The organism is Campylobacter anatolicus, assembly GCF_018145655.1.
GTDB lineage: Bacteria > Campylobacterota > Campylobacteria > Campylobacterales > Campylobacteraceae > Campylobacter_A > Campylobacter_A anatolicus.
Genome location: NZ_JAGSSY010000005.1, coordinates 1 through 16472 on the forward strand (window position 1 = coordinate 1; position 16472 = coordinate 16472).

A 16472-nucleotide genomic window follows, 5' to 3' on the forward strand; every position below is an offset into this window, starting at 1 on the left:
TTATCAACTTTTAGTGTGATATTTGAGCTATTGCTAACTTGCATTATAAATTTAATAACCAAATCTTTAGCACTACCTTGTGTTAAAAGTGGTTTGTATGTCTTTGGTAGCTTTGCGATAGCAAAAAGGTCATTATTGTCCAAATTTCTTGAACACGCCACGCATAGAATCTACTTTAAAAAGATCGTTTGTTTGGCTAATATACTCATATTTTTATAAAAATAAATTAAATATAAAATATAAACTTAAATTAAAGTATGCTTTTTAAGCATTTAAATGCTATATTTTATGCAAAAATTTAATGGATAAAATATGCGAAATCAACCAAAATATAACTTTTTCAAAAATACTCGCTACGCACTTGAAGGACTTGCTGAAATTTATAAAAACGAAAATGCATTTAAGATAGAGCTTTGTTTAATAGTCATGCTTATAGCAGTGTCATTTGCATTGCCGTTTGAAGCGTTTATGCGACTTAGTACGATTGTATCGCTATTATTTGTGCTATTTGCCGAGTGCATAAATTCTGCTATCGAGCGTGTAGTTGATCTGGTAACAAGTGAGATTTGCCCACTCGCAAAAGTAGCAAAGGATGCTGGAAGTGCAGCGGTGTTTATTAGTATAAGTATAGCCGTTTTAACTTGGCTTTTTGCAATATGGAGCATATTTTGAACGAGCAAGAGACGGCGATACTTGGTGCGATTTTAGGTGAGAAAAAGCTTGACGTTATCACGTTACTTATTAAGCGAGCAAACTCGGATGGGTTTGTAAATTTAAGTGTGTGTGAGATATGTGAGATATTAAATGTCAGCAAACCGACCGCTATCAGTACTATAAAATTGCTAAAGAGTGCAAAAGCCATAAAAAAGATCAAAAATGGCGTTTATAAATTAAATTTTAAGGAGAAAGAGTGAGAAAAATTTTAACTTTTCTAGCCGTTTGTATGGCAGTATTTGGCTCATCAAATGACGATATGCGTGGCTGTATAACTAAAGGTGAAGCAGCATCGTGTGAGAAATTTTTAACAAATTTACAAAAAGAGTGCAACAAAGGCGACCTATTAAAGTGCTATTATTTGGGTGATTATTACGCCAAAGGCTATGACGGATATAAAGATCTTATCAAGGCTTTCGAAGTATTTAACGCCACTTGTGATAAAGGAAGTGCTGAGAGCTGCTACGAAGCGTCGGTATTTTATCTAAAAGGTGAAGGAGCCGAGTTTAGCTTTGAAAAATCTGCTGAAAGACTAAATAAGGCTTGCAAATTTGGCAGCAAACGTGCTTGCAATGTGTTAGAATATGTACCAAGATAGTAAAATAAGGTGCTTAGCATAGTAGATATAATCACTAGTTAAAAGTGCGACAAAAACGCTTATAAAAATAATCACAAACTCAACGAAGCTACTTGCACTGTACTCTTGTCAGCTTGTGTAACTATAAATGAATTTGTCAGTCTGACCGGAAATTCTAAAAACTACTCTATGAAAATCGGTCAAATAGCTTAAATATATCAAAATTTAAGACCCACTCACTTTTTACTTAATTATTTAAATTTACTTTAGGATAATCCTACAAAATCCTTGCTTAATTCTATAAATTTAAATTTAAATTCTTTCTAACAAAACATTAGCTAAAATATTCTAAATTTATAAAGGTAAAAATATGAATAGAAAACGAATTTACAACCCAAGCTCAAACGAGACACTTACCGATAGGCGTGTATTTGGTGGCAATCCACACGGGATTTTAAACTTCACTAAAGCAAAATACCAATGGGCGTTAAAGCTATGGGATCTAATGGAGGCAAACACTTGGTTTCCAAAAGAGGTAGATACCACAGATGATGTCAGAGATTATGCATATAACTTAACAGAGGCTGAAAAACGTATGTATGACCTTGTTTGGTCTCAACTCATCTCAATGGATAGTTTTCAGACGAATAACCTAGCTGATAACATCAATCCATACATAACGGCACCTGAGATAAACGCCTGTTTAGCACGTCAAGCCTACGAAGAGGCAAACCACTCAAAGTCTTACGCTGTTATGGTTGAAGCGATATGTGATAATACTGATCTCATATACGAGATGGAAAAACACGACGAGGTGTTGCGTGAGAAAAACGACTACATCTCAAGTGTATATGAAGAGTTAGCAGGCGAGGTAACAGATGAGAAGCTACTTCTTGCAATGGTAGCAAATCAAATTTTAGAAGGGATTTATTTTTACAGTGGATTTACGGCGATTTATGCCTTAGCAAGGGCTGGGAAAATGCTAGGTTCAGCTCAGATGATACGCTTTATCCAGCGTGATGAAATAACCCACCTTTTGCTTTTTCAAAATATGATAAACTCTGTTCGCAATGAGCGTCCAGACCTTTTTACTCAAGCGACAGAGGCAAAAATTTATGAGATGTTTCAAAAGGCTGGTGCTTTGGAGATAAAATGGGGGCAATATATCACACAAAACCAAATTATGGGTTTTACCGATGACATAATAGAGCAATACATCCACTATCTAATAGACCAACGCCTTGTGGCTATTGGCTTAAAACGTCGCTACAACGTGGCTCATCCTATAAAATGGGTAGATGACTTTGCGAAATTTAACGACCAAAAGTCAAATTTCTTTGAGGCAAAAGTTACAAACTACTCAAAGGGTAGCATAAGCTTTGACGACTTCTGATCTATTTTTATATCCTATCATCGTCAGTGGCAAAAACGCAACGAAGCGACAAGAAAATTTACTCTCCCAAATCGTCGCGGCTCCTGCAAACTCGCTAATATTAGCCAGTGAACTTTGCATTAGTGGATATGACTTTGATAGCGCTTTCACTGGAGTAAATGCCACCATGATGGACGATGCACTCTATAGATTTGATGCGATTTTATTAGAGCAGATAGCAAACACGCTTGAAAGAGATAAATTTTTAGCATTTACACATTTAAATAGCGTAAAAGATGAAAAGAGCTTAACAAAAATGTATAACGAATTTATCCTTATAAGTAAAGCTGGCGTGCTATATTCACAAAGAAAATCAAAGCTATTTTTGCCAAATAAAGAGCAAGAAAAATTTAGTGTAGGCGAAGAAAATAAGATTAATTTTTTTGAGTTTAAGGGCTTAAAACTTGGTGTTTTAATCTGCTTTGAGCTTAGATTTACTGAGCTTTGGGCAAGACTTAAAGGTTGCGATGTCGTGCTTGTCCCTGCTATGTGGGGGCGAGAAAGGGCGGATGCGTATCACTCGCTTTGTAAAGCATTGGCGATCGCAAATAACTGCTACGTGGCATTTTCAAGCTCACTTGATCTAGAAGTTTCGGGTGTTTTTCTACCAAATGGGAAATTAACGCAAAATACAAAATTTGATAGCAAGATGATAAATTTAGTAAAACAGGACTTAGGATTATAAAGTATATGACAGCACTTGAGAGAGAAAAATGTACAAAAATGGCAGATGAGATAGCTGATGTAGTGCAACTTACACCTGCTTTATATAGAGCGTTTTGTGAGACACCACGTGAGATTTATACACCTATTGGAGCTCACGCATATCGTCTAGACGCTCAACCAATCGGTGGCAATCAATGGATAAGCTCACCTTTGACAGTTGCAAAGATGACTTTAGCCTTAGATATTGAAGGTTGCGATAATGCGTTAGAAATCGGCTGTGGTAGTGGATATCAAGCAGCGATTTTAGCAAATTTAGTAAGGCGAGTTTTTAGCGTTGAACGTATAGAAAAACTTGCAATAGAGGCTAAAAAACGCTTTGAAAGCCTTAAAATTCGAAATATTCACGTGAGATTTGACGATGGCAATAACGGATGGAGAAGCTACGCCCCATTTGAACGTATACTACTCTCAGCGGCGGCGGATAGCACACCTGTACATCTTTTTTCTCAGCTTAAAAATGGAGGAGTCTTAGTCGCTCCGATAAAGCAAAACGATAAACAATATATCATTAAATTTAACAAAGATGAAAACGGCAATATAAGCGAAACAAGGCTTGATGAGTGTTTGTTTGTACCACTTTTAAGTGGTCGTGAATAAAAGCAAAAACTAAGTATTGATTAAAAGCTATAACGGCAAAAAATGTAAAGCTAGTAAATTTCTCAAAGAAGCATTAGCCAAATGCAATCTTAAAACGCGACAAATCGCAGAGTTAGAAAAATGGCACATAGCTATAAATTTAAAGTATCTTACAGATACAAAAACTTAATCAAGTTAAATTTGGGGTGAGCTACCCCAAATTTATTGCGTAATTTTATCAAATTTAACCTTCCACTCTGACTATTTAATTATCTCTTTTATCAAAAGTTGTGGCGTTACAAGCCCACGAAATGAGTTTTTAGATACAGAAACTATGATGTCTATATTCTCTCCTATGTGTGGCTGATGCGTGAAGTTAAAAAACAGAGCTTCAAGGCACTTCTCATCCTTTTGCAGTATGAGTTTTAGGTGGTTTTGTTCTCTACCGATAAGCTTTTTGTTTTTGACATTTAAAGCGTTTATGCGAAAAAGTGGACGTGGATTTTTCTGTCCATAAGGCTCAAAATGCTCTAAAATTTCAAGCAATTCGTAATCTATCTCACGTGCTGATATATCGCCCAAAAATTCATCAGAACTAGCAAATTTATGCAGATCCATCAAAAAGCAACTGCGATTTATCTCATCTTTAAATTTTTGCAGATTTTCAGGGTCTATTACAAGTCCAGCCGCACCCTTATGTCCGCCGTAGCTACTTAGTAAGCTCTCATGCTCAGCGATAAGCGAAAGTATATCTAGCTTACCAATGCTTCTAGCACTGCCCTTTGCACGACCTCTATCTATACTAAAGACAATGGCAGGCTTTTTAAAGTGCTTTGCAAGACGGCTTGCTACTATACCGATGACACCCTCGTGCCACTGCTCGCCCCAAGTAACGATAATCTCATCATCATCTTTAACATCTTTTAATGAACACTCAAATAACGCTCTCTCTTCTTCTTTACGTGAGTTATTAAATTCTATTATCATATCAAGGTATTCGTATGCATTGTCTATCGTTTTGGAGCGTAAAAAGTAAAATGAGTTCATCGCATCATCCATACGCCCAGCTGAGTTTATCAGCGGAGCTATTAAAAAGCTGATATCATCGCACTCAAATTTATCCTTGCCATAAAACTCCTTTATCACACGAAATGCCGCCCTGCGTGAGCTATTTAGTTTAGATACACCAAGCTTTACAAGCATTCTATTCATATCACGTAGCTCCATCATATCAGCAATTATCGCTATAGCAAGAAGCTCTAAAAATTTACTCATATCATACTTTAAGCCACACACATCTTTTATGGCACCAACTAGATACCAAGCGACCTCAGCACCGCAAATTTCAATATTTGGGAAGGGACAATCACACTGCTTTGGATTAATAATAGCAAACGCATCGGGCAATATAGCTGGTGGCATATGATGATCTGTGATGATAAGATCTATGCCACGCTCACGACAAAGTCGTGCTGCTTCATTCGCACTTATACCATTATCGACGGTAATTATAAGGCTTACATCACTATCAAGCTCATCAATTATGTCAGGATTTAATCCGTACCCATCCTTAAATCGATTTGGTATTCGTACCTGATAGTTTGACACGCCTAAATCATCAAAAAATTCAGCCAAAATGACACTAGAGACAACCCCATCAACATCATAATCCCCAACGATGACTATATGTTCGTCTTTCTCTATCGCCTCTTTTATTCTAATCGCACCCTTAAAAGTGTCTTTAAGAGCGTTAGGCGTAGGAATTTCAGAAAGCTTTTTATGTATGTCTTTACTAAATCTAAGCTCTAATAAATTCCTAACATTAGCCTTACTTAGCATTTGCTAAACTAGCACGGACAAAACCTAGTATCGTTGGATTTGGCTTTGTCAAGCGTGATGTAAATTCAGGGTGAAACTGCACTCCTATGAAAAATTTATGAGCCTTTAGCTCAACCGCTTCTATCAGTCCATCACTCTCGCCACTTACGATAAGACCATTTTTTTCAAATTCAGCTCGGTATTTTGGATTTGCCTCATATCTATGCCTATGCCGCTCTTTTACACTCTTTGCACCGCCATAAATTTCAGATAATAATGAGCCTTTTTTGATGTCGCACTCATAAGCACCTAGTCTCATAGTCCCACCAAGTGGGCTTTTGTGTGTTCGAATTTGCCTTTTTCCACTTGCGTCAATAAAACTATCTATTAGATAGATTATAGGGTTTTGACAATCCTCTTTAAACTCAACGGAATTTGCGTCAGATAAATTTAAAACATTACGTGCAAACTCAATAAGAGCTAGTTGCATACCAAGACAGATACCAAGATATGGGATATCATTTTCACGAGCGTATTTGATAGCTAAAATTTTACCATTCACACCACGCTCGCCAAAACCACCAGCGACTAATATACCATCAACATCTTTAAGCAACTCCTCTACATTTGTGCTTTCTATCTTTTCGCTATCACACCATTTTAAATTTATTTTAGCATCAAGATTTGCTCCCGCATGGATAATGCTCTCTGTTAGGCTTTTGTAGCTCTCTTTTAGATCTACGTATTTGCCAACAAATGCGATAGTTGTCTCCTTAGTCGGAGCGATTATACGCTTAACTAGACTATCCCATTTTGACATATCTAGTTTTAGCTCACCAAGCTCTAAATTTTCAGCAATCGGCGTTAATATATCTTGCTTTAAAAATGATAGCGGAATTTGATAGATACTCGCACTATCAGCACTTTCAATAACACAGTTTTTCTCCACACCACAACTTAGAGCGATCTTGTCTTTTAGTTCACGGTTTAGTGGTTGTTCGCTTCTGCATATTATCATATCTGGACTTATGCCGATACGACGAAGCTCTCCTACGCTATGCTGGGTAGGCTTAGTTTTAAGCTCTCCTGCGACTTTTATATAAGGTACAAGAGTTAGATGTATAAACATCGCATTTTTCTTGCCAACCTCAGTTCGTAATGCTCTAATGGCTTCTAAAAATGGTAAACCCTCTATATCGCCGACCGTTCCTCCGATCTCAACGATAAGGATATCTTTGCTATCTCCTGCTTTTTTGATGCGATCAACTATCTCGCCCACGATATGCGGTATCACTTGTATCGTTTTACCTAGATAATCTCCCCTTCGCTCTTTTTCTATAACTGCACTATATACTCGTCCTGTCGTGAAGTTATTATCCTGAGATAATCTCTCATCTAAAAAACGCTCATAATGCCCCAGATCAAGGTCGGTCTCAGCACCGTCATCAGTAACAAAGACCTCTCCGTGTTCTAGCGGACTCATCGTGCCAGGATCTACATTTATATATGGATCCGCCTTTAGCATACTGACTTTTAGTCCTACATTTTTAAGCAGTGTAGCGATAGAAGCAGCAGCAATACCCTTGCCAAGAGAGCTTAAAACACCTCCAGTTATGAATATATACTTCGTCTGTTTGGCCATTGACTTTTCCTTTATTTTATATTTTTAATGATACGATTATACAATTAAAATATTTAGTAAGGAATTAAAATTTATGAAATTGAGTTTTAAGTTTCTTTATTATAGACTTATAAAATTATGTTACAAAAATACTTAAAAAATGCATTAATTTTATACATCGACGGCTTTAGAAATATGAATCTAGGCAAAAAACTATGGCTCGTCATAACCATAAAACTTCTAATAATATTTGGTGTGCTTAAAATTTTTCTCTTTGATGAGACGCTAAATACAAAATTTAGTACCGACGAAGAGAAAAGTGAGTTTGTGATAAAAAATTTAATAAAGGAATAAAATGTCAGAATTATCCTCAGTGGATTGGTCTAGGGCTCAGTTTGCATTAACCGCACTATATCACTTTTTATTTGTTCCGCTAACACTCGGGCTTAGCTTTATTATTGCGATAATGGAGAGCATTTATGTTAAAACAGGCTCGCAACAGTGGCTAAGGATAACGAAATTTTGGCTAAAACTATTTGGTATAAATTTTGCTATCGGTGTAGCAACTGGTATTATTATGGAGTTTGAGTTTGGCACAAACTGGGCAAATTATAGCTGGTTTGTGGGCGATATATTCGGTGCCCCACTTGCCATAGAAGGATTACTTGCATTTTTCCTAGAGAGTACATTTTTTGCTATTATGTTCTTTGGCTGGGATAAGGTTAGTAAGAAATTTCACTTATTTTCAACTTGGCTTGTAGCGATAGGCTCAAATTTATCCGCTCTTTGGATACTTATCGCAAACGGCTGGATGCAATATCCAATAGGTATGAAATTTAACCCGGATACCGCTAGAATGGAAATGGAAAATTTCTTTGAAGTTGCTCTTAGTCCAGTTGGAATTATTAAATTTTTACACACCGTTACGAGTGGCTATGTCATCTCAGCATTATTTGTTATAGGAATTTCTGCTTGGTTTATGCTAAAAGGACGTCATCTCATAATGGCAAAGAAAAGCATGATTGTTGCAGCTAGTTTTGGATTGGTTACATCGTTATTTTTATTATTTAGTGGCGATGAGAGTGCATATCAGACTACAAGAGTGCAGCCGATGAAGCTTGCAGTAATGGAGGGACTTTATGAGGGTGATACTAGACAAGGGCTTATCGCTATAGGATTACTTGATCCAAATAAACAACCAGGAGATGGTAAAGATCAATTTTTAATAGATTTTGAGGTGCCATATATGCTCTCATTACTTGGTAAACGCGATATAAACGGCTTTATCGCAGGCATTGATGATCTTTTATATGGTAATGAAAAGCACGGAATAGAGAGCATAGAGAGCAAGATGATAAAGGGTAAAATCGCCATCAATGCACTCAAAGAGTATAAAAATGCACAAAAAATTGGTGATACAGATACAATGGATAAAAATCGCCAACTCATTAATGAAAATATAAATTTTTTAGGTTATGGTCATATCAAAAAGCCTACCGATGCTGTGCCACCGGTAGCTTTAACGTTTTATAGTTTTCACATTATGGTTGCACTCGGCAGCTATTTTATAGTACTATTTTTTATTGTTATCTATCTTTGTATGGCAAATGATATTGAAAATTTCAAAAAGCTACTTTGGGTATGCGTATTTACTATACCGCTTGGCTACATTGCTGCTGAGACTGGCTGGATAGTCGCAGAAGTAGGACGGCAACCGTGGGCTATACAAGATCTTATGACAGTTGGTATGGGTGCTACAAATTTAGCCGATACAAATATTAAAATTTCATTTGCACTATTTGCGATACTTTTTACTACACTTTTAATAGCAGAAGTAAAGATAATGCTAAAACAGATAAAGATAGGATTTTAAGCTATGTTTTTACTTGAGACTTTACAAATTTATTGGTGGATGATTGTTAGTTTACTAGGTGGACTACTTGTATTTATGATGTTCGTTCAAGGCGGTCAGACGCTGTTATTTTCACTAGCTAAAACTGAGTTAGAAAAAGATATGATCATAAATTCTATGGGGCGAAAGTGGGAGCTGACATTTACCACGCTTGTGATGTTTGGTGGTGCGTGTTTCGCGGCATTTCCACTATTTTATGCGACTAGCTTTGGAGGGGCATATTGGGTGTGGTTCGCGATACTTTTTTGCTTTATCGTCCAAGCCGTGAGCTATGAATACCGCAAGAAACCGGATAACTTTTTGGGTTCAAAAACCTATGAAATTTTTCTTTTTATCAACGGCTCATTTGGTGTCATTTTAATCGGTATGGCGGTTAGCACATTTTTTACAGGAAGCAACTTTATATTAAATGATCACAACTTCGTTCAGTGGCAAACTCCTTGGCGTGGGCTTGAAGCATTAGCAAATCCATTCGTCTACCCGCTTGGTATAGCACTATTTTTCTTATCACGTATCGGCGGGGCTTTGTATCTTATAAATAATATACAAGATGATAGTATAAGAGCTAAAGCTAGAAAAGCTGTCCTAAAAAATACAATATACTTTTTACCATTTTTTCTGATATTTTTGAGCTGGATATTTACAAAAGATGGCTTTGGATACGATGAAAACGGCATTGTGAGTATTGTTGAGTATAAGTATTTTATAAATTTAGTCAAAATGCCTATAATTGGACTGATGATTATAGCTGGGTTAGTAGTCATTGTCTATGGTATCGTGCGTGGTGCATTTAGTAAGAGTATATACGGTGTTGTTCCTTATGGGCTTGGCGTGGTACTTGTTGTTACATCGTTATTTTTACTAGCGGGACTAAATAATACAGCTTTTTACCCATCTTTTAGCAACTTACAAAGCTCGCTCACAATAAAAAATGCAAGTTCAAGTCAATATACACTAAACGTTATGGCATATGTTAGCCTTCTTGTGCCAGTAGTTTTAAGCTATATTTTCGTGGTTTGGAGAGCAATTGATAGCAAAAAGATTACGCAAGATGAGATACGTAACGATCATCACTCATACTAAGGAGCAACCATGACATCAGCTATATTTTTCTTCTCACTTTGGATCATCGCTCTTTATGGTGCGTATAAATTTGTACATCTAAATATCAAGCACGTTGAAAAACACGAGCAAAGATACTTTGAAAATTTAAATGAAACAGATGAGACAGAAAAAGTGCAACATTAAATTAAGAATAGTGAAAGCCAACTTAGTCGATTTTTGACTTATAAATTTATAAGCTTTACTTAACTTCTTAAAGAGTGCGATACGCAATAGAATTTGTGTGATTTTTATAAATAATCGCTAAATAGATTACGTTTGCTTTATTGCTATTTTAGTTACAAGTGTAGCTAAGTAAAATCAGTATAATGGCATTTTGCTTAGCTTTATTTGTAGTTACAAGCAAGAGCTTTTAAATTTATCAAACTTTTAAAGCCGTTTATCGCCTAAAGATTTATCATCTGTATTTTTTTCTATTAAATTTTCTAGTTTTTCAGTCTCGAAATGGGTATTTATCTCATTTAATTCAGGCATATTTTGAATAGCTTTATTTGAAATCTGCCGAAATTTCTCCACCCTGCCAACAAGCCCCTGTCGACCAACAAGCGATGTTATGACTTGATTGTAATGATTACTCGCTGTATTTAGTGTGCCGCCTAGTTTTAAAAGAGCTTCGCCAACGGCTATAACTTTGTTATATATATCTGCTGCACGAGTAGCGATCTCTAAGGCTTTGGCATTACCTTGCTCTATCCGCCATAAATTTGCTATCGTTCGTAAAATTGGCATAAGAGTTGTGTGCGAGACCAAAACGACTCTACGTTCGTATCCGTAGTTAAAAAGCGTAGCATCAAATTTCATCGCCTCTATAAAAGCTGGCTCTATTGGCATAAACATCAACACAAAGTCAGGACTTCTACCATCCATAATAGAAGCATAATCCTTGCGTGAAAGCCCATCAATGTGAGCTTTGATTGAATTTATATGCGACTTCATCGCACCTTGTAAGAGAGCTTCACTACCAACATTTGCCGCCTCTATCACCTCGCTATACGCCACAAGTGATACCTTGCTATCTATAATGACGCACTTGTTATCTGGCATAGCTACGACAAAATCAGGCACGAGATACAAACCATTATCGTCCTTAAACCTTTGCTGCGTGAAGTAATGCTCATCTTTTATTAGGCCAGCTGCTTGAAGTGTACGTTCTAGCTGTGCCTCGCCCCAGTTTCCAGCGATCTTGTTGCTACCTTTAAGTGCGGTCGTGAGATTTTTGGCTTCATTTGACATGCTTAACCCCACATTTAAGACGTTTTTTATCTGCTCACTTAGACTAGCACCACTTTTTAAACTTTCACTATGCACCTCATTTACGCGATTTTGAAAGCTAATTATCTGCTCACGAAGTGGCTTTAAAAGGAGTTCTATTGAATTTTGGTTAAATTTATTAAACGCACTCGTTTTCTCATCAAAAATTTTATTTGCCAAATTTTCAAACTGAATGCTTAGGCTTTTTTGTGTTTCAGTAAAGTTTCGCTCTCTTTCTATTTCACTCTTTTGTCTTTCATTCAGTGTGCTTTTTAGTGCCGAAAGCTCTTGCAAAAGTGCGTTTTTATCCGAGTTTAAAGCCCTTATCTCGCTCTCACGTTCATTCAAACTCTCACGCCAAAACTCCCCTTGCTGTGCATATCCTTTAGCTCTTTCATTAGCCACACCAATCTCTTGTCGTAGCTCGCTTATCTCATGTTCTAGCTCACTCTCACGCTTTTTTAAACTTATTAATTCGCCACTTGTTTGTATAAGATCTTTTTGCAACTCAAATTTATCACGCTTGTAAGCAAATATCATAAAAGTTAAAACTATCAAAATCACTACTAAAATGACAACAACAATATAAAACACTATAATCTTATCCAAGATAATCCTTTAAATTTCAAGTAATATTGTTACTAGCACAAAGATAAGAGTTTAAGCCGTAACAATAAGCGATATCGCCTAACATAAACGATACTAAAAGATATTTAAATTTTAAACAAATTCCAGCACATGGTTATGATTAGCGGATTTTGTGTAATCTCTTTTATCGTTTGATATAACAAAATTTATTGCCTAGTAGACACTCACACAAAAATATTTATAAAGATAGCAAGAAATGCCATCAATACAGCCACTATAGCAATACTGCTATCGACTTAGTATAAAATGAGATAAATTTGTGTGGTTCAAATTTAAAAAATATGTTTATCACAATTGACCATTGTACTAAACATTATAAAAATGGCTTTGTTATAGTGCACTTTAAGCCTGGCACTAGCTATCTAAAAAGTCGCATTGATGGCATAAAATGCAATAAACCAACCAGTTAAACTTCTCCTAAAACTCCTCGCTTTTACAAAATATCGGCAAGATAACTACTAAAAGCGTCTGCATAAGCAACTCTTAAATCAACTATATTTTTAATTTTATCACATATAGTGAGTAAATTTAATATTAAATTTATTATAACGCCAAATTTATAAGCTTTACGCCTCTAATATCGCTCCATTACTTGCGTTTGTTACAAGGCGACGATATTGACGTAGCCATCTGCTATTTAGCTCCTTTTCAATCGGCTTAAAATTTGCACGGCGAGATGCAATCTCGTCACTGCTTAAACGCACGTTTATCTCGTATCTATCCACGTCTATATCAATTATATCGCCATCTTGCAAAAGCCCTATCATTCCACCCTCAGCTGCCTCTGGGCTGATATGTCCGATACTTAGTCCACGTGTTGCACCACTAAAACGTCCATCTGTAATTAGTGCCACATCAGCACCAAGTCCACGTCCCATGATAAGACTAGTCGGGCTTAACATCTCTTGCATGCCAGGACCACCCTTTGGTCCCTCGTAACGTATAACAACCACATCACCCTTGCTAACTTTACCAGCAGAAATCCCCTCTATCGCTTCATCTTGACTGTTAAAACAAACCGCTTTACCGCTAAATTTACGCTCTCCTACGATACCGGCTGTCTTTATAACACAACCTTGCTCGGCTAAGTTGCCAAATAAAATCGCTAAACCACCAACTTTTGAATAAGCATTTTCTACTTTGTGTATTATCTTTTCATCTTCTATATCACTCGCACAAACACGCTCACTAAGTGTTTCCCCTGAAACTGTTAAATTTTCTAAGCTTAGCATTCCATTATCATGGCGTGAGATCTCTTTTATAACTGCATTCATGCCACCTGCACGACCGATGTCTTCCATATGCACATTTGGTAGACTTGGGCTGATCTTGGCGATGTGAGCGATGTTTTGACTTATTTTATTTAGCTCACCTACTTCTAGGCTAACCCCAGCTTCACGTGCGATGGCCAGCATATGTAGCACGGTGTTTGAGCTACCGCCCATTGCCATATCCACCACAAGGGCATTTCTTACAGCTTTTTCGTTTAAGATATTGCGGATTTTATACCGATCGTCAAGAGCTATCTCACATATCCTTCTCCCTGCTTTACGCACTAGCTCCTCACGCTCAGGCGTAAGTGCTAGTATCGTGCCGTTGCCACTAAGTGCGATACCCATGGCTTCGCAAAGTGTATTCATAGAGTTTGCGGTAAACATGCCAGAGCAGCTACCGCCACTTGGACAGGCATTACACTCTATATCTTTTAACTCTACTTCATCTATCTCTTTTGTTTCAAATTTACCCACTGCCTCAAATGCAGTCGCCAGATCTATAGGTACACCACTTTTTGTGTAGCCTTTTTTCATTGGGCCACCACTGACAAATACAGTCGGGACATTCACACGTAACGCTCCCATAACCATACCTGGCACGATCTTATCACAGTTTGGCATACACACAAGTGCGTCAAGTGCATGTGCGTTCATCACACTTTCAATAGAATTTGCAATGATCTCACGGCTTGGTAGAGAATAAAGCATACCGCCATGCCCCATTGCTATGCCATCATCAACGCCGATAGTGTTAAACTCAAATGGCACACAGCCATTTTTGCGTATCTCATCTTTTAAAATTTCAGCATACTTGTTTAAGAAAAAGTGCCCTGGGATTATCTCTATAAAGCTATTTGCAATGCCGATAAATGGCTTATTAAAGTCCTCATCTCTTAGTCCGGTTGCTCTTAGTAGCGAGCGGTGCGGTGTGCGTGTGTAGCCCTTTTTAATTATATTGCTTCTCATATTTTGCCCTTTTAAAATTTTAATTTCATAATTGTATCAAATTTTCACTAAACAAAAATTTCTTATCTCATTAAATTTAATATTTTCTAAATTTAAGATAGCAAAATGTATAATAGCACTTTATAAATTTATAAGGAAATGCTATGCTTTTAACTAACCCTGTTGTATTTAGCATACTCGTTATGACTGTGCTTTGTCTTCTTCGCTTTAACATACTTTTATCTATCCTAATCTCCGCACTTGTCGCCGGTATAATGTATAAGCACGGATTTGCAGGGTTTGAATACGGACTTGGTGCTGGACTTACCGGCTTTTTAAAAGCTCTATCAGAGACTACCTCCACCCTCATCACAGGTATGAAAGGGAATCTTGAAACATCACTTAGCTACATATTGCTTGGTGCCTTAGCCACAGCTATCGCACATACAAATTTAACTGCGATTTTGATAAACGCCATCAGTAAAACTCTAAGCTCAAACCGCATAATTTTTATCCTTAGCATAGCTTTCATAGCGTGTTTATCACAAAATCTAATCCCAGTTCATATCGCATTTATCCCTATCCTTATACCGCCACTTTTGGTGCTAATGAATAAAATAGGTATTGACCGTAGGGCAGTTGCGTGTGCCTTGACATTTGGACTAAAAGCCCCTTATGTATCGCTATCTGTTGGCTTTGGCTTGATATTCCACAGCATACTTAAAAAAGAGCTAGAGAACAATGGCATAAATGTAAATATCAGCGATATCGGCAATGTTATGTGGATAGGTGGATTTTCTATGCTTATTGGTTTATTACTTGCTGTTTTTGTATTTTATGCTAAAAAACGTGTCTATAAAGATACTGCTTACGAAGTACAAGAGTTAGATGAGCTAAAACACGTTGCAAATTTAAAGATGACACGTAAGGAATGGGCTGTGCTAGGCGGTGCTATAGTGGCATTTTCAGTTCAAATTTTAACAAGTTCTATGCCGCTTGGTGCTTTACTGGGGCTTGTTGTGATGATAGCTCTTGGTGGCATTGAATATAAAAAGGTAGATAAAATGATGGATGGTGGTCTAGCTATGATGGGCTTTATCGCTTTTATAATGCTTGTGGCAGCTGGATTTGGCTCGGTACTTCGTGAAAGTGGCGGCATAAATGAGCTAGTAACTGCAGCTAGTGCCTTAGCTGGTGGTAAGTTAGGCGGTGCTTTACTTATGTTATTTATCGGACTGCTTATAACAATAGGTATAGGTACGAGCTTTGGGACAATACCTATCATCGCTTCTATCTATGTACCACTATCTGTAAATCTAGGGTTCTCTCCTGCGGCGATCATTCTTTTAGTAGGCATAGCAGCAGCACTCGGTGATGCAGGTAGTCCAGCCAGTGATAGCACACTTGGACCAACATCTGGGCTAAACGCAGACGGACAACACGATCATATCTATGATACTTGTGTGCCGACTTTTGTGTTTTTTAATATACCACTGATAATAGGTGGAGCAATAGGGGCGATACTACTATCATAATAGTTCACTCAACAAACACTTTAACACTTTAAATTAGCTTAACAATTTTAGTGTAGCCTAGTGTAAAGCTTTATAAAAAATCAAACTAACAAATTTACATTACTTTACAAAAGCTTTACACTTTTTCCACTATCTTTTACAACCTTTTAAAAGCCATTTAAACCAAGTCCTTTTCATATGTATAATTAATAATAACTCACTATACTTCATACTATAGCCTTTGATATTTATGATGAATAAGCGTTGTCATACTTAGCCCACTCACTTCCAGATAAAATTTAAAACTCTATCCAATTAATACTCCTACTAGGATTTATAAGC

General features: G+C 36.9%; 16 protein-coding genes. 11 read left to right on the plus strand and 5 right to left on the minus strand.

The features are described 5' to 3' along the window. On the minus strand, positions 1-161 hold a 161-nt coding region (locus KDE13_RS09845; RefSeq protein WP_420838381.1), incomplete at its 3' end, for a phage tail-collar fiber domain-containing protein. 151 nt (positions 162-312) lie between these two features. Here KDE13_RS09845 and KDE13_RS07920 point away from each other — a divergent pair. The 6 genes from KDE13_RS07920 to KDE13_RS07945 all read left to right on the plus strand — a co-directional run bounded on the left by KDE13_RS07920 (position 313) and on the right by KDE13_RS07945 (position 4046). Next, positions 313-672 carry a diacylglycerol kinase gene (locus KDE13_RS07920; protein WP_212142388.1) on the plus strand — a complete coding sequence of 120 codons (360 nt, stop codon included), beginning with the start codon at positions 313-315 and terminating at the stop codon, positions 670-672. Then, on the plus strand, positions 669-914 hold the full coding sequence (locus KDE13_RS07925) for a replication/maintenance protein RepL (protein WP_229204118.1): 246 nt from the start codon (positions 669-671) through the stop codon (positions 912-914). Before KDE13_RS07920 ends, KDE13_RS07925 begins: the two co-directional genes overlap by 4 nt. Next, a complete protein-coding gene (locus tag KDE13_RS07930) occupies positions 911-1312 on the plus strand; it encodes a tetratricopeptide repeat protein (protein WP_212142386.1) in 402 nt (133 codons plus the stop codon). The genes KDE13_RS07925 and KDE13_RS07930 overlap by 4 nt, the downstream gene beginning before the upstream one ends. 349 nt (positions 1313-1661) lie before the next feature. Beyond that, complete coding sequence (locus KDE13_RS07935; protein ID WP_212139618.1) at positions 1662-2684, plus strand: ribonucleotide-diphosphate reductase subunit beta; 1023 nt, start codon at positions 1662-1664, stop codon at positions 2682-2684. Then, positions 2671-3408 (plus strand): carbon-nitrogen hydrolase family protein, encoded by a 738-nt coding sequence (locus tag KDE13_RS07940; protein ID WP_212139619.1) that lies wholly within the window; start codon positions 2671-2673, stop codon positions 3406-3408. The genes KDE13_RS07935 and KDE13_RS07940 overlap by 14 nt, the downstream gene beginning before the upstream one ends. A 5-nt stretch (positions 3409-3413) precedes the next feature. After that, positions 3414-4046, plus strand: coding sequence for a protein-L-isoaspartate(D-aspartate) O-methyltransferase (locus KDE13_RS07945; protein WP_212139620.1), 633 nt, complete (start codon positions 3414-3416; stop codon positions 4044-4046). Between the two features lie 240 nt (positions 4047-4286). Here the strand turns inward: KDE13_RS07945 and recJ are convergent, their stop codons facing one another. Together recJ and KDE13_RS07955 are read right to left on the minus strand one after the other, a co-directional pair. After that, entirely contained in the window at positions 4287-5864 is a 1578-nt protein-coding gene (gene recJ, locus KDE13_RS07950; protein ID WP_212142385.1) for a single-stranded-DNA-specific exonuclease RecJ, read from the minus strand. After that, positions 5854-7485, minus strand: coding sequence for a CTP synthase (locus KDE13_RS07955; protein ID WP_212143434.1), 1632 nt, complete (start codon positions 7483-7485; stop codon positions 5854-5856). Before KDE13_RS07955 ends, recJ begins: the two co-directional genes overlap by 11 nt. Before the next feature lie 117 nt (positions 7486-7602). On the opposite strand from KDE13_RS07955, the gene KDE13_RS07960 reads away from it, so the two are divergent. Genes KDE13_RS07960 through KDE13_RS07975 form a run of 4 tightly spaced genes read left to right on the plus strand, consistent with a single transcriptional unit; the run spans position 7603 to position 10624 of the window. After that, the gene (locus KDE13_RS07960; RefSeq protein WP_212139623.1) at positions 7603-7818 is read left to right on the plus strand and encodes a DUF4492 domain-containing protein; all 216 of its coding nucleotides are present in this window, start codon (positions 7603-7605) and stop codon (positions 7816-7818) included. A 1-nt stretch (position 7819) separates the two neighbouring features. Continuing rightward, the gene (locus KDE13_RS07965) at positions 7820-9337 is read left to right on the plus strand and encodes a cytochrome ubiquinol oxidase subunit I (protein ID WP_212143436.1); all 1518 of its coding nucleotides are present in this window, start codon (positions 7820-7822) and stop codon (positions 9335-9337) included. A 3-nt stretch (positions 9338-9340) separates the two neighbouring features. After that, positions 9341-10459 (plus strand): cytochrome d ubiquinol oxidase subunit II, encoded by a 1119-nt coding sequence (locus KDE13_RS07970; protein ID WP_212143438.1) that lies wholly within the window; start codon positions 9341-9343, stop codon positions 10457-10459. A gap of 9 nt (positions 10460-10468) precedes the next feature. Further along, entirely contained in the window at positions 10469-10624 is a 156-nt protein-coding gene (locus KDE13_RS07975; protein ID WP_212139626.1) for a hypothetical protein, read from the plus strand. A 243-nt stretch (positions 10625-10867) separates the two neighbouring features. Here KDE13_RS07975 and KDE13_RS07980 read toward each other — a convergent pair whose 3' ends face one another. Both KDE13_RS07980 and ilvD read right to left on the minus strand, forming a co-directional pair. Next, a complete protein-coding gene (locus KDE13_RS07980) occupies positions 10868-12358 on the minus strand; it encodes a DNA recombination protein RmuC (RefSeq protein ID WP_229204406.1) in 1491 nt (496 codons plus the stop codon). Positions 12359-12963: 605 nt separating this feature from the next. Beyond that, positions 12964-14637 carry a dihydroxy-acid dehydratase gene (gene ilvD / locus KDE13_RS07985; protein ID WP_212143440.1) on the minus strand — a complete coding sequence of 558 codons (1674 nt, stop codon included), beginning with the start codon at positions 14635-14637 and terminating at the stop codon, positions 12964-12966. Positions 14638-14780: 143 nt separating this feature from the next. On the opposite strand from ilvD, the gene KDE13_RS07990 reads away from it, so the two are divergent. Beyond that, entirely contained in the window at positions 14781-16151 is a 1371-nt protein-coding gene (locus KDE13_RS07990; protein WP_212142381.1) for a Na+/H+ antiporter family protein, read from the plus strand. The last annotated feature ends 321 nt before the right edge of the window (positions 16152-16472 follow it).